The 13,742-nt window shown below is 67.4% G+C and carries 11 protein-coding genes and 1 pseudogene; 7 read left to right on the forward strand and 5 right to left on the reverse strand.

Annotated elements, in window-relative coordinates:
* Positions 1 to 55 precede the first annotated feature (55 nt).
* Both HLA91_RS02470 and HLA91_RS02475 read left to right on the forward strand, forming a co-directional pair.
* Positions 56 to 625 carry a VanZ family protein gene (locus HLA91_RS02470; RefSeq protein ID WP_170273354.1) on the forward strand — a complete coding sequence of 190 codons (570 nt, stop codon included), beginning with the start codon at positions 56 to 58 and terminating at the stop codon, positions 623 to 625.
* Positions 626 to 669: 44 nt separating this feature from the next.
* The gene (locus HLA91_RS02475; protein ID WP_170273355.1) at positions 670 to 1,407 is read left to right on the forward strand and encodes an SDR family oxidoreductase; all 738 of its coding nucleotides are present in this window, start codon (positions 670 to 672) and stop codon (positions 1,405 to 1,407) included.
* Here the strand turns inward: HLA91_RS02475 and HLA91_RS02480 are convergent.
* Positions 1,359 to 1,670 carry a hypothetical protein gene (locus HLA91_RS02480; RefSeq protein WP_170273356.1) on the reverse strand — a complete coding sequence of 104 codons (312 nt, stop codon included), beginning with the start codon at positions 1,668 to 1,670 and terminating at the stop codon, positions 1,359 to 1,361. The two genes, HLA91_RS02475 and HLA91_RS02480, sit on opposite strands and share 49 nt — an antisense overlap.
* 343 nt (positions 1,671 to 2,013) lie before the next feature.
* Here HLA91_RS02480 and HLA91_RS02485 point away from each other — a divergent pair, with 343 nt between their 5' ends.
* Together HLA91_RS02485 and HLA91_RS02490 are read left to right on the forward strand one after the other, a co-directional pair.
* Positions 2,014 to 3,222, forward strand: a complete 1,209-nt coding sequence (locus HLA91_RS02485; protein WP_170273357.1) for a cation:proton antiporter domain-containing protein — start codon at positions 2,014 to 2,016, stop codon at positions 3,220 to 3,222.
* A gap of 136 nt (positions 3,223 to 3,358) precedes the next feature.
* Positions 3,359 to 4,801 carry an HNH endonuclease gene (locus tag HLA91_RS02490; RefSeq protein WP_170273358.1) on the forward strand — a complete coding sequence of 481 codons (1,443 nt, stop codon included), beginning with the start codon at positions 3,359 to 3,361 and terminating at the stop codon, positions 4,799 to 4,801.
* A gap of 67 nt (positions 4,802 to 4,868) precedes the next feature.
* On the opposite strand, the gene HLA91_RS02495 is transcribed toward HLA91_RS02490, so the two are convergent.
* The 3 genes and pseudogenes from HLA91_RS02495 to HLA91_RS14265 form a co-directional block, all read right to left on the reverse strand.
* On the reverse strand, positions 4,869 to 6,683 hold the full coding sequence (locus HLA91_RS02495; protein WP_170273359.1) for an ABC transporter ATP-binding protein: 1,815 nt from the start codon (positions 6,681 to 6,683) through the stop codon (positions 4,869 to 4,871).
* Entirely contained in the window at positions 6,683 to 7,591 is a 909-nt protein-coding gene (locus tag HLA91_RS14260; protein WP_375544688.1) for an ABC transporter ATP-binding protein, read from the reverse strand. Before HLA91_RS14260 ends, HLA91_RS02495 begins: the two co-directional genes overlap by 1 nt.
* A gap of 84 nt (positions 7,592 to 7,675) precedes the next feature.
* Positions 7,676 to 8,527, reverse strand: a pseudogene (locus HLA91_RS14265) (ABC transporter transmembrane domain-containing protein); the annotation flags it as partial.
* 139 nt (positions 8,528 to 8,666) lie between these two features.
* Between HLA91_RS14265 and HLA91_RS02505 the strand changes: the two are divergent.
* Complete coding sequence (locus HLA91_RS02505; protein WP_170273361.1) at positions 8,667 to 9,707, forward strand: C39 family peptidase; 1,041 nt, start codon at positions 8,667 to 8,669, stop codon at positions 9,705 to 9,707.
* 58 nt (positions 9,708 to 9,765) lie between these two features.
* Here the strand turns inward: HLA91_RS02505 and HLA91_RS02510 are convergent, their stop codons facing one another.
* Positions 9,766 to 11,004 (reverse strand): methyltransferase domain-containing protein, encoded by a 1,239-nt coding sequence (locus tag HLA91_RS02510; RefSeq protein WP_170273362.1) that lies wholly within the window; start codon positions 11,002 to 11,004, stop codon positions 9,766 to 9,768.
* Between the two features lie 328 nt (positions 11,005 to 11,332).
* Between HLA91_RS02510 and HLA91_RS02515 the strand changes: the two genes are divergently transcribed.
* Both HLA91_RS02515 and ilvN read left to right on the forward strand, forming a co-directional pair.
* On the forward strand, positions 11,333 to 13,096 hold the full coding sequence (locus tag HLA91_RS02515) for an acetolactate synthase large subunit (RefSeq protein WP_239557146.1): 1,764 nt from the start codon (positions 11,333 to 11,335) through the stop codon (positions 13,094 to 13,096).
* Complete coding sequence (gene ilvN / locus HLA91_RS02520) at positions 13,093 to 13,602, forward strand: acetolactate synthase small subunit (protein WP_165882485.1); 510 nt, start codon at positions 13,093 to 13,095, stop codon at positions 13,600 to 13,602. The genes HLA91_RS02515 and ilvN overlap by 4 nt, the downstream gene beginning before the upstream one ends.
* Positions 13,603 to 13,742 lie beyond the last annotated feature (140 nt).

A 13,742-nucleotide genomic window follows, 5' to 3' on the forward strand; every position in this document is an offset into this window, starting at 1 on the left:
GCGTCTGCACCAGGGGATCGACCGGACTGCCGTGCGGGTGTGCGAAGATCAGTTGATGGAGCGCTACCTGGCGGCTTTTCCCCTCTTCATCCCTGCCTTCGCCCTTGGCGTGCTCATGGCCGTCGCAGTCTCCCGCGTCGGTGCCCGCAAACTGAGCGAACCGCGGTGGACAGTTGCCGCGTGGCTCACCTGCACAGCCTTTGTCCTGGCACTGACCCTGACCCCATCGCAGAGCGGACTCGAACGGTTCCTGACCGATGACGACTCAATTCAGAGGCGCGTCTGGGCATGGTCGCTGCCCAACATCTGGGCAGTCACAACCGTCAACTGGCAGTCGATGAACCTGCTCATGTTCCTGCCCCTGGGCCTGACCAGCGGACTCTTCGTCGCAGCCGCCCACCGCTGGTCGGCACTGGTGGTGGCCATGAGCCTGTCGTTCCTCGTCGAAGTCGGCCAGTACGCGATCATGGCTCTCGGCAGGTCGGTGTTCAGCTTCGCCACCGTCATCATCGGCTGGTGCGGCATCCTCGCCGGCTTCGGCCTCGCAGCGCTCATCCGTTGGGCGCTGTCCTGGCGCACGCTGCCTGCCACGCCGCGCCCATCACACACGCCCCGTTCACGATGACATCACCAGCCACCTGTGCCCAGACTGACGGTTAGATTGGTGGCATGGACACTCGCATCGCCGTCATCACCGGCGCAGGAAGCGGCATCGGCCGCGCGGTCGCCCGCACGCTCATCGCCCGCGGCTGGCACGTAGCCGCCCTCGGCCGCCGCCGCGACCGGCTGGAGGAGAGCCTCGACGGTGCGGCCGGCTGCCTGGCCATCGACACCGATATCGCCGCTCCCGAGGCGGTGCGCGCGGCCTTCGAGCAGGTCGCTGAGACCTATGGCCGCCTCGACGTGCTCTTCAACAACGCAGGCATGTTCGGTCCCGCTGATGACATCGGCGCAGCTGACTGGAACGAGGTGGCCCAGACGATCGACGTCAACGCCACCGGCGCGTTCTACTGCGCCAGTGCTGCCTTCGACCTCATGCGCGAACACGGCGGGCGGATCATCAACAACGGCTCGATCTCAGCGCAGGTGCCGCGCCCGCACTCGGTGGCCTATGCGATGAGCAAGCACGCGGTGGCCGGGCTGACGAAGGCCATCATCATCGACGGCCGGCCGCACCGGATCACCGCCACCCAGATCGACATCGGCAATGCCGCCACCGAGATCCTCACCAGCATCGGCACCGGCGAGGGTGCCCTCCAGCCCGACGGGTCCAGGCGCGCCGAACCGAGCTTAGATCCTGAGATCGCCGGGCGGATGATCGCCGATATCGCCGAACTGCCGCTGGAGGCGACCGTCGATCAGCTGACGCTGACCGCCTCGGGTATGCCGTTCCCCGGCCGCGGCTGAGCAATCCGCCGCGCCGCTGCAACGGTCACCGCGGCAGCCCACAGCCCGCCGACGGGCAGTGAGATTGCAGCGGTGATGAGCAGAATGGTGGCGGCTGTCATCGGCCACGTCGGGCCGAGGCCGTCGAGGGTGGAGACCGGCAGGCCGAGCATCGAACCGAAGACGAACAGATAGGCCATGAGCGCTGCGAAGAGCGCGAGCGCGAGCCCGCCGAGAGCAAGCGGAGCGAAGGTGATGAGCGTGCGTCTGCGGGTCATGGTCATGGCAGCTCCTTGGGATGGCACCGGGGATGAGGTTGGCTTTCAGGCTATCTGCGGGTGGTGACATCACTTTCGGAACCGCCTGTGAAGACTGTGGGCTGCTTTCCTGGCAGCCGGCACGCGCCCCTTCAGCCTTATGCCCCTTCAGCGCAGTACCCGGCTCCACGAGGTGGAACCGGGCATAGCGTAAGAATCAGGGGGCTCGTGAGGGTCAGTCTTCGTCGGGAGCGTCGGCCTCGCGGCACCCTTGACGTTCTTCGTCAGTCCCGAGGCGGTTCCTGGCACCGCCTGCAGGCAGGCTCCGATTCGCTTAGGCGAACCTGCTGCACGACCTCGAAAGCCCCTCATGCTCACCGTCCTTCTGCTCGCCGGCGCCCTCGTCGCCGCCTGGGCGCTGTTCGCCCGCGTGCTCGGCCGCTGGCATGTCATGGGCCCGCTGGCCATGGCGATCGGCGGTGCGGCTGCGGGCATCTTCATCACCGACAAGGTCGGCTTCGGGCTCTTCCTCAACTCCAACGCCGCAGAGCGCATCGCCGAACTCGTCCTCGCTCTCGTCCTCTTCGTCGACGCCACCGAGGTCCGCCTCGGGGCGATGAAGGCCGTGCGCGGTCCGGTGCTGCGGCTGCTGTTCATCGCGCTGCCGATCAGCATGTTCCTGGCCTGGATGTTCGCCTCGGTGCTGCTTCCGGATCTCAGCCTCGCCGTCACTCTGGCGATCGCCTGCATCATTGTGCCCGTCGACTTCTCACCGGTGACCTCGATCGTCAAGGACACCTCCATCCCGCAGCGGCTGCGCCATATCCTCAACCTCGAAAGCGGCTACAACGACGGCATCATCACCCCGCTGCTCCTCTTCGCCCTCGCACTCGCCGGCGACGCGAAACGCGGCGGGCCCGGTGCCGCCCTGGGCCAGGCGATCCCGGCCTTCCTCATTGCCGTTGCCGTCGGCCCCGTCGTCGGCGTCGCCTACGCGGTGCTGGCCAATGCCAGCGGCCGCCGCGGCTGGTTCAGCGCCCAGTCGATGCGCATCGGCCTGGTCGCGGTGCCGCTGCTGACCTACGCGCTGGCCGTGACCCTGCACGGCAACGGCTTCATCGCCGCCTTCGTCGCCGGCACTGTCTTCCGCATGCTGCGGCGCACCCGCGAACTGCACGAGGAGCTGTCCTTGGCCGAGGACATCAGCGTCATCAACAACATGGTGCTGTGGTTCGTGCTCGGCGCCACCGTCATCTTCATCGGCCAGGTCCTCGAGACCATCTGGCCGATACTGCTGCTGGTTGCCCTCGCCCTCACCGTCATCCGCATGGGACCAGTCTTGCTGAGCCTGCTCGGAACAGCGCTGCCCGGCCATGAGCGCCTGCTCATCGCCACTCTCTGCCCGCGCGGTACTGCCTCGGTCGTCTTCGGCCTGCTGGCCTTCAACGCCATCGACGACATCGACAGCGCAGCCCTCGTCTTAGCGGTCACCGTATTCATGCTCGGCGGCAGCGTGCTGCTGCACGGTCTCGGAACTCAGCCGCTGCTCCGCGTGCTGGTGCCCAGCGCCAAGCGCTGAATCGTGCTGGGGCGACCGCTCCCGAGGAGGAAATCGCCTTCTCCTCGGGCGCTGACCGGAGCCTGGGCTCAGCTGCCAAATCTGCATCTTCCCAGGTGAGCGTGCGTTGTCAGTGCCTCAACGTAGCGTATGGGGTATGAAGAGGACTCGTCGTGGAGAGCCGCTCGATGCCATGGACATCGAGGGCCTCATCTTGGCGTTTTCCCAAGCTCCGACGCTGGTCGACGATACTGAGGCCTTCGAGCGGATGAACCAGGCCGAGCGCCTCAAAGCAGCGATCACTGCCTACCAGGTGCGAGAGACCGACGCGGCGATTGACCGCCGCTTCGTCACCGAGAAGGCCGCCGGCGTTCCCGCCCATCGTCGCTGCCGCGGGTTCGGCGCCGAGGTCGCGCTCGCCCGGCAGGAATCCCCCTCCCGGGGCAGCCGGTTCGCGAAGTTCGCCCAGGTGCTCATGCGCGAAATGCCCTGCACCTTCCGGGCTTTGGAAACAGGAGAGATCTCCGAAGAGAAAGCACGAGCCGTCTTCCGGGAGGTCGCGTGGCTGCCGTCCCATCTGCGCAACTCGATCGATGCCCAGTTGCAGGAGCTCTTCGCCGGCACCGGCCTCAAGCGCCTGGCCGGAGAAGCCCGCCGCATGGCGCAGCACGGGGATCCCGCAGCAACCGTCGAGCACATGGAGTACGAGGAGAAGCAGCGGCACATCTCCGTCCGACCGGCACCGGGGAACATGGCGTATCTGACCGCCTTCGTTCCGATGCCGCAAGCCGTGGCAGCCTATGCGGCCCTGCAGAAGGCTGCCTCTGTGATGGTCGGCACGGGCGAATCAGGCGAGCGCACGGGAGCGCAGATGGCCGCCGACCTCTTCATCACCCGCCTGACGGGCCAAGAATCCGCGACCGACATCTCCGTCGAAATCCAGCTCATCATGACCGACGAGGCTCTCATCAGCGACGGTACGATTCCCGCCTGGCTGCCCGGTCATGGGCCGCTCCCTGCCGCGTTCACGCGCCGACTCCTGGAGAACAGCTCTGGTGCGGTCTACCTGCGGCGTCTCTTCACCCAGCCCGAGACCGGGCAGCTCGTGGCGATGGACTCCAAGCGCCGGACCTTCAATGATGGGCTGCGGCGGATGGTCATCTGCCGTGACGATGTGTGCCGGTCACCGTGGTGTGATGCACCGATTCGCCATATCGACCATGCCACTCCGCACGCCGCCGGTGGTGCGACGAGCTGGGCGAACGCCTCTGGACTGTGCGCGGCCTGCAACTACGCCAAGGAGAATCCCGGCTGGCGGCATACCGCGACCCCTGATTCGCTGACGGTGCGCACGCCGTCAGGCCAGGAGTACACGAGCAGGACCATCCCGATCACGTCTCCGGCGAAATCACCGGTGGCCAAGGATCCGGAGACCACCGCATCACAGGCCAGGGGAGAGAAGCGCGGCCGGGACGGTCGTCATCGCGACGGTCCGCGCACCAAGGTTCCGGCCGACGCAGGTGAGACAGAGGCAAACACCCTGCGGAGCACCATCGAATGTTCGATGGCCGACCTCATCATCGACTTGTCGGCGGCGTGACAAGCCGGCGCGGTATTGGAAGCTCGTGTCGGCGATTCCAGCGAGCAGCCGCTTCGGCTGCTTCGGCTCACGCCAGCGTGTCCTGCCAGGCTGAGTACATCCGCCCGAATCGGCTGTCACCGTGAATGAGCTCTGCCGGTGTGCCATCTTCAACAACCCGGCCGGCGTCCATGACGAGTACCCGGTCGGCGATCTCAACCGTCGACAGGCGGTGGGCGATGATGATCGCAGTACGCCCTTCGAGCACACGCGCCAGCGCCTGCTGGATGAGACGCTCGGAGGGGATATCGAGGTGTGCGGTCGCCTCATCAAGGACAATGACATCAGGATCGGCGAGGAACACACGGGCGAACGACACCAGCTGCCGCTGCCCAGAGCTCAGCCGGCCGCCGCGCTTCTTCACATCCGTGTCGTAACCCTCCGGCAGGCTGCGCACATACGGATCCAGGCCCACCGCCTCGGCAGCGGCGAGCACCTGTGCATCAGTGGCATCGGGGTTTCCGATGCGGATGTTGTCAGCGATCGTGCCGGAGAACAGATACGACTCCTGCGTCACCATCACCAGCGACTCACGCAGCCTGGCATCAGCAAGGTCGCGCACATCGACACCGTCAAGCCGCACGGCACCGGTGGTCGGGTCGTACATGCGGGTCAGCAGCTTCACCAGAGTCGACTTGCCGGCACCGGTGGCGCCGACGACAGCGACGATCTGCCCGGCAGGGATCTCCAGGTCGAAGGCCGGCAGCACCTCGGGCTCCTCGGCGTCGTAGGAGAAGCTGACATCGTCGAAGGCAATCGACCGGCCGGTGCCGACGCGGCGCTCAGGCAGCGGCTGCGGATCGGCAGGTTCCTGAACGTCGGGTTCGGCATCGAGGACGGCGGTGATCTTCTCCAGTGCCGCCGAGGCTGACTGGTAGAGGGTGAAGGACTGCACGAGCTCGTCGAGCGGGCCGTAGAAGCGGCGCAGGTACAGCAGGAACGCCGCGAGCACGCCGAGCTGCGTCTGCCCGTTGATGACGAGCCAGCCGCCGAGCAGGATGATCCCAGCCTGGGAGAGGTTGCCGATAAGCTTCGTGCCGCCGGCGAAGGTCGCCACCCCGTTGAGCGCATCGGTGTTGGCCTGAGCGTATTCGGAGTCCTCACCGGTCAGGCGCTGCAGCCCTGGGCGCTGACGGCGGAAGGACTGGACGGCACGGATGCCTCCCATGGTTTCGACGAACTGGACGATGACCCGGGCGATCGAAGTGCGGGTCCGGCGGTAGGCCGAGCGCTGCTTGCGGCGCGCATAGATCGTCAGCAGCACCAGCGGGATGAACCCGGCGAAGGCCACGAGCGCCAGCGGCACATTGAGCACCACGAGGGTGACCGCGATCGCCGACATCGTCAGCAGTGCGAGCACCACCTGGTCGAGTGCCTGGGAGACGAACTGCTGGACGGATTCCATATCCGAGGTCTGCCGGGAGACGAGCCGGCCGGAGGTCGAACGCTCGTGGTAGCGCATATCGAGCCGCTGCACATGCCTGAACAGGCGTCCGCGCAGGTCGAAGAGGATCTTCTGGCTGAGTTTGCCGTTGAGCCGGATGCTCAGCCAGCTTGCTGCGGCATCGAGGATGCCGGCAGCAGCAACAGCGGAGATCGCGAAGATGAGCGGGCGGACGTTGCCATCCAGGGCAGCCGGCAGGCCGTCGTCGATCGCGCGGGCGACGAAGAAGGGACCTGCCACCGACATGATGCCGCCGACAACAGTCGAGATCATGAGTATGACCGCCAGCGGCACATGCGGGCGCAGCAGCGAGCCGAGCAGGCGGCTGGCCCTCCGGGAGATATCAGGCGGGAGCTGCTCGATCTCCGGATCGACAGCCGCATCAGGCTTCACGGACATCAGCGCACCTCCTCAGATTCGGATACCGACTTAGACTCAGCCTCAGTAACGGACACGGGCTCGGGCTCAGCCTCCGCCGCTGCATGGGAGCTGGCTCCCATGAGGTCGCGGTAGTGACGGTTGCGGGCCAGCAGCTCATCATGCGTGCCGGTATCGGTGATCCGGCCGTCCTCGAGCACCGCCACCCGGTCGGCCAGTGCCGCGGTCGAGGGCCGGTGTGCGATGACGAGCGTGGTCGAATCACCGAGCACCTGCCGCAGCGCAGTCTGCACCCGATCCTCCGTGTCGACATCGACGGCTGAGAGCGGGTCGTCGAGAACGAGGACGCGCGGCTTGCCGATGACCGCCCGGGCCAGGGCCAGGCGCTGACGCTGCCCGCCGGACAGGGACAGTCCCTGCTCACCGACCTCGGTGTCGAGACCATCAGGCAGCCGCCGCACGAAGTCGGCAGCGCACGCGATCTCGAGCGCCTGCCACACTTCGGCGTCGACATCAGACTCGCCAGCCACCGCCTCGGCGTCGGCATGCTTGAGCCCCATGGCGACGTTCTCGCGCACGGTCGCAGAGAACAGCACCGGGTCTTCGAAGGCGACTGAGACGATGCGGCGCAGTTCGTTGATCCGGAAGTCGCGCAGGTCCGCGCCGTCGATCGTGATTGACCCGGCGGTGACGTCCTGCAGGCGCGGCAGCAGCGCGGCCAGCGCAGTCTTGCCGCTACCGGTCGACCCGACGAGCGCGAGCGTCTCACCGGGGGCGATGTCAAGGGTGATGTCGGCAAGGATCGGCTCGGCAGCATCGGCGAACTGGTACTGGACGGCCTCGAAGCGGATGTGGCCGGCGTAGTCGTGCGGCTGCGGGTCCTCACTGATGTCACCGTCGGGGTCGGTGATGTCGAAGGGCAGGTCCATGACCTCCCAGTAGCGGTTGGCAGCGGTGAGCGACATGAGCAGGTCGGCAAGCAGGTAGCCGCTCATCTCGATCGGCATGCGCAGGAACATCGTCACCGTCATCGCGGCGATGATCTGCCCGACCGTCATCCAGCCGCCGATGACACCCCAAGTGCCCACAGCCAGGATCGCGGTGAGCGCGAGCACCGGCAGCATGATCGCCGCCCCGAACATCCACGAATCGACATACGCCTTCGTCAGCTCGAAGCCGCGCAGGCGTTCGGAGAGCACCCGGAACCGGGAGGCCGCCCACGGGGAGCGGCCGAAGGCCTTGAGGATGCGGATGCCCTGGACGGCCTCCTCGACGTCGGTGGCGATCTCACCCATCGTGTCCTGGGCGCTGCGCGAGGCCAGCCGGTAGCGGCGTTCGAGGGCCGCGATCGCAGTGATCGTCGGGATGGCCGCGCCGATCGCGATGAGCCCGAAGTACGGGTGCAGGGAGGCGAGGATCAACCCGCCGCCGATGACGATGAGCGGGCTGGCGACGAGGAACTGCAGGCCGAAGGCGAAGAACCGCCGCAGCTGGGACAGGTCGTTGACCGCGCGCGAGAGCAGCTGACCGGCCGGCCAGCCGTCGTGGACGCCGACGGCGACATACTGCAGCCGGTCGTACAGGCGCTCACGCCACAGCACTTCCCACCGGGAGGTGACCGGCGCGATGAGCCGGCGGCGCAGCCACACGGCCACGGCCTCGGCGACGCCGAGGGCGAGGATGGCCAGCAGCGGACCGAGCATGGCGGTGAAGTCGCCGCGCGCAATCGGGCCGTCGACGATCCAGCCGGTGATGAGCGGCACGAGCAGCGCCAACCCCATTGAGGCAAGCGTGAGGACGAAGACGAAGAGGTAGGTACCCAGGCGCGCTCGAACGTCGGGCCAGAATCTCCACAGTGAGCGCATGATTCATCAGCCTAGTGCAGAATCGGGCGGTTGCATGGCCGGCCAGGCATCTTTCTCTGCCAGCTCAATCCGCTCATCTGCCGAGTTCAGCGACCATGGGCTGCCGCAACCGAGGTGGGAGTCGGCTACGCTGTCGGGCATGGTCTCCGACGCTGTCACCCGGGTGCGCCTGCACGTTGCGCCGTGCACGCAGATCATCCCGTTCTGGCACATCGACACGCCTGGCGGCACGGCGGCTGAGATCCGGCTGCGCGCCGCGCCCGAGGCGGGGGCTGGGTTTTCATCGTGGGTGAGCCTGGCTCGGTGGTCGAGCGCCGAACCGGGAGTGTCGACGACGCTGCCGGATCAGCATGTGCACGGGCTGCGCACCGACGCCGACACGGTCACCGTCGAGACCACCGAGCTCGGCGGGTCCGCTCGTGTCGTCGACCTTGAGGTCCGTGCGGTGCCGGTCGCCGAGGTGCCAGTCGCCGAGGCCAACCCGGCTGCCGCCTCGGGTGCGGAGACCATCACTGTGCACTGGATCGATGCGCTCACCGGCCCCGCCGCTCCGCCGCGTTCCGAGATCACCGCCTCGGCTCCCGGCGGGCGCGACATCGACCACCGGCTGCCGGCGATCAGTCAGCACGCCTGCGGAACGCTTGAGGGCTATGCGCAGGCTGACAGCTGGTGCTCGCCGACGGCGCTGACGATGGTGATGGAATGGCTCACCGGAACACGCGCAGGTGCCGACATTGCTGGCACCGACGTCGCTGATCGGCCGGCGAATGAGGACGCACCAGCCCGGGTGCAGCCGGCGATCCTGGGCGTGTGGGATACCGAGTTCGCCGGAGCAGGCAACTGGGCATTCAACGTCGCCTGGGCGAATACCTGCGGATTCGACGCCCGGCTCGATGCGCTCGCCTCCTTACGCGAGGCCGAAGAGCTGCTCGCAGCCGGCGAGGTGCTCATCGCCTCGGTGACGTTCACAACCGAGCAGCTGCCTGAGGCCGGCTACCCGACCAACGGGCACCTGCTCATCATCTCCGGCGTCACCGCTGAGGGTGACGTCCGCGTCCACGACCCCGGCCGGGCGATCGCCGACGGAGTGCGCACGGTCTACCCGCGGGAGGCCTTCGAGAAGGCCTGGCTGTCAGCCGAGGGGTCAGGCGGGCTCGTCTACCGCATCCGCAATCGCTGATCCTCGTTCCGTTGACCTGCGCCCGGCTCGCCCTCAGCGACGGTGCCATCTGCCGAGTTCAGCTGACGCGGCGCAGCCGCACGACGACCTCCGCATGGGCGGTGTGCGGGAACATATCGAGCATCCGTGCCGCCTCCACCCGGTAGCTCGGCATCTGCTTGAGATCTCTTGCCAGGGTCACGGGGTTGCAGCTGGAGTAGATGACATCGGCGACCCCGGAGTCCTCCAGCCACGCGGCCAGCGCCCCGATCCCGCGCCTAGGCGGATTCACCACCACGACATCGGGCAGCTCACCTGCCTGGCCCTGTTCGGCGGCCCAGCCGGCAGCATCGGCGACATGGAAATCGGCGGTGAGCCCCGCCTCGGCGGCGGCCGCCTGCGCTGAGGCGATCGCCTCCGCTGAGACCTCCACCCCGGTCACCGCGCGCCCGGGTGCGGCGACGTGGAGGGCGAACCCGCCGACCCCGCAGTACAGATCCCACACCCGCAGACCCGCAGCCTGCTCGCCAGCCGAACCGGCGTCCCGGGACGCCACGATCTCATTGACCCACGCGGCGACCTGCTCGTAGAGCTGGCCGGCGACCGCTGTGTTCGTCTGCACGAACGAGCGCGGCAGCACCTGCAGCGTCACCCGGCCCTGGCGCATCGGCAGGTGCCGATCCCCGGCGATGTGGATCTCCTCGGCACCTTCGAGCACCGCCGAATGCTGCGGGTGGATGTTCGCACTCACCACCCGCACCCCGTCGACCGCATCGGTGAGCACGCTCAGATGCTCGCGGATCCGGGGGACCGGCTTGGGCGTGCGCAGCACGAAGCGGACCATGAGCTCACTGTCGGCAGAGACCGTGACGATGATGTGCTTGAGCTCCCCGCGCCGGCGCGTGACGTCATAGGGGGGAATCTGCGCGCGCCGGATGAGCGCCGGCACGGCATCGAGCAGCCGGAGAACCGAAGCGGGATACAGCGGGCAGTCGCGCAGATCGATCCCGGCACCGGTCTCGTCGAGGATGCCGAGGATCGGGTCGTTGACGGTGCCGGAGACGACCATCTTCGCCTTGTTGCGGAACCCGGCATCCGGGCCGGTGACCGGCGGCAGCCAGCGGATGCCGGCCGCCTCGCCCGAGGCGTCGGCTGGGGCCGTGCCCGACGTGTCGGCAGGGGCCGTGCCCGAGGCGGTGGTGGCCTCCGTCAGCAGGCGCGCGATCTCATCCTGCGAACGCTGCACCCGGACCGGAGAGGGCAGCGGCAGGAGGGTGCAGGACCGGCATCGACCGGCATCGTAATGAGCGCATTCCATCGCTGCAATCATAGTCGTCCCACCAGGCGGACGTTACCGGCCGGCATTTGACATGCCCATCGCTGACGGGAATGATGGGGGTCATGAGCAACATTCTCGTCGTCCTCATTATGCAGCGCGCGGTTCACCCGTAAGCTGTCGCTTGACGACGATCCGCGCGCCCCATACCGATCCGGTACGGGGCGTTTTTTATGACCAGACCAAAGGAGTCTCCGTGGGATCTCACGCCCCGGCACCGCAACCGGCCCGACAGGCCGTTCCGCAGCCGCCGACGCCGAGCCCGGCGCACCCCGCCCCGGCCAGGCGCAGCGACTATCACGAACCGGAGATGCTCACCGGCGCACAAGCAGTCGTGCGCACCCTTGAGCGCCTGGGCGTCGACACGGTCTTCGGGCTTCCCGGCGGCACCATCCTGCCGACCTACGACCCGCTGCTCGACTCCGAGAAGATCAACCACGTGCTCGTCCGCCACGAGCAGGGCGCAGGGCATGCCGCCGAAGGCTACGCCGCGGCCACCGGGAAGGTCGGCGTGTGCATGGCGACGTCCGGGCCCGGAGCGACGAACCTCGTGACCGCGATCGCCGATGCGCACATGGACTCCGTGCCGATCATGGCGATCACCGGCCAGCAGGCCTCGAACATGCTCGGCACCGACGCCTTCCAGGAAGCTGACATCGTCGGCATGACGATGCCGGTGACCAAGCACAGCTTCCTCGTCACCCGTGCCGAGGACATCCCGCAGGCGATCGTGTCTGCCTACCTCATCGCCTCCACCGGACGCCCCGGACCGGTCCTTGTCGACATCACCAAGGACGCCCAGGCCAGCACAGCACCCTATGTCTGGCCGGAAGAGCCGCAGCTGCCGGGCTACCGCCCGGTGCTCAAGCCGCACGCCAAGCAGATCCGCGAGGCAGGCCGGCTCATCGCAGGCGCCCGCAGGCCGGTGTTCTACATCGGCGGCGGCGTCATCCGCTCCGGAGCCGAAGAGGAGCTGCTCGCCCTGGCCGAGGCGACGAAGATCCCGGTCGTCACCACCCTCATGGCGCGTGGGGCCTTCCCCGACACCCATGAGCAGCACCTCGGGATGCCGGGCATGCACGGCACCGTCGCCGCAGTCGCCTCCTTCCAGAAGGCCGACCTGCTCATCGCCGTGGGCACCCGGTTCGACGACCGCGTCACCGGCGACCTGGGTTCCTTCGCCCCACGGGCGAAGATCATCCACGCTGACATCGACCCAGCCGAGATCGGCAAGAACCGGTTCGCCGATGTGCCGATCGTCGGAGACGCCGCCGAGGTGCTGCGCCAGCTGCACAGCGAGCTGCGCGAACAGCAGCCCGACGTGCTCGAAACCGGGTACGAAGCCTGGTGGAAGGTCCTCAACTCGTGGAAGAGCACTTACCCGCTGGGATACGAGCACAACAGCGAAGGGCTGTGCGACCCCGAGTACGTCATCAAGCGGATCTCCGCGCTGACCGGCCCCGAGGGCATCTACTGCGCCGGTGTCGGCCAGCATCAGATGTGGGCCAGCCAGTTCGTCACCTACGACCGGCCCCGCTCATGGCTCAACTCCGGCGGCCTGGGCACCATGGGCTACGCCGTGCCGGCAGCCATGGGTGCCAAGGTCGGCGAACCCGACCGGCAGGTGTGGGCGATCGATGGCGACGGCTGCTTCCAGATGACGAACCAGGAGCTGGCCACCTGCGTCATCAACAAGATCCCGATCAAGGTCGCGATCATCAACAACTCCTCACTGGGCATGGTCCGGCAGTGGCAGACGCTGTTCTACGACGGCCGCTACTCCCACTCCGACCTCAACACCGGCCACAACACCGTGCGCGTGCCCGATTTCGTCAAGCTCGCTGAAGCCTACGGCGCCGTCGGCCTGCGGGTCGAACGCAACGACGACGTCGACGCCGCAATCGAGCAGGCACTCGAGGTCAACGACAGACCGGTCGTCATCGACTTCACCGTCCCACCCGATGCGATGGTGTGGCCGATGGTCGCCGCCGGTGTCAGCAACGATGAGATCCAGTACGCCCGCGATCTGCGCCCGGACTTCGGGGCAGAGGAAGAGGAGGAAGGTCAGGCATGAGCCGTCACACCCTCTCTGTGCTCGTCGAGAACAAGCCGGGCGTCCTCACCCGCTTCACCGGCCTCATCGCCCGGCGCGGCTTCAACATCCACTCCCTGGCTGTCGGCACCACTGAACGCGAGGAGCTCTCGCGCATCACCGTCGTCGTCGACGTCGGCAGCGTCGCCCTCGAACAGGTGACCAAGCAGCTGAACAAGCTCGTCAACGTCATCAAAATCGTCGAGCTCGAACCCGAGGCCTCGGTCAGGCGCGCGCACATGATCTTCAAAGTCCGGGCCGACGCCGCCGCCCGGCCCCAGATCGCCAGTGCCGTCGAGATGTTCCGCGGGCACATCGTCGACGTCGGTCCCAACACCATCTGTGTCGAAGCCACCGGCGAACGCAGCAAGCTCGACGCGCTGCGCCAGGTGCTCGAACCCTTCGGCATCAAGGAGATCGTGCAATCCGGCACGGTCGCCATCGGCCGCGGATCGAAGTCGATGACCGACCGGGCACCGCGCGTGTGAGACCAGGCGCCCACCGCCTCGGGAACGGAACCACCGCCTCGGGCGCGGAAGCACCACCAGACCAGCTGACAGAATCCGGACACCCACGCATCCGTCTCAGGTTCCGGCACTACTATTGAGACAAGACCCGGCGGCGGGCG

This window comes from Brevibacterium luteolum, from assembly GCF_013004595.1.
GTDB lineage: Bacteria > Actinomycetota > Actinomycetes > Actinomycetales > Brevibacteriaceae > Brevibacterium > Brevibacterium luteolum.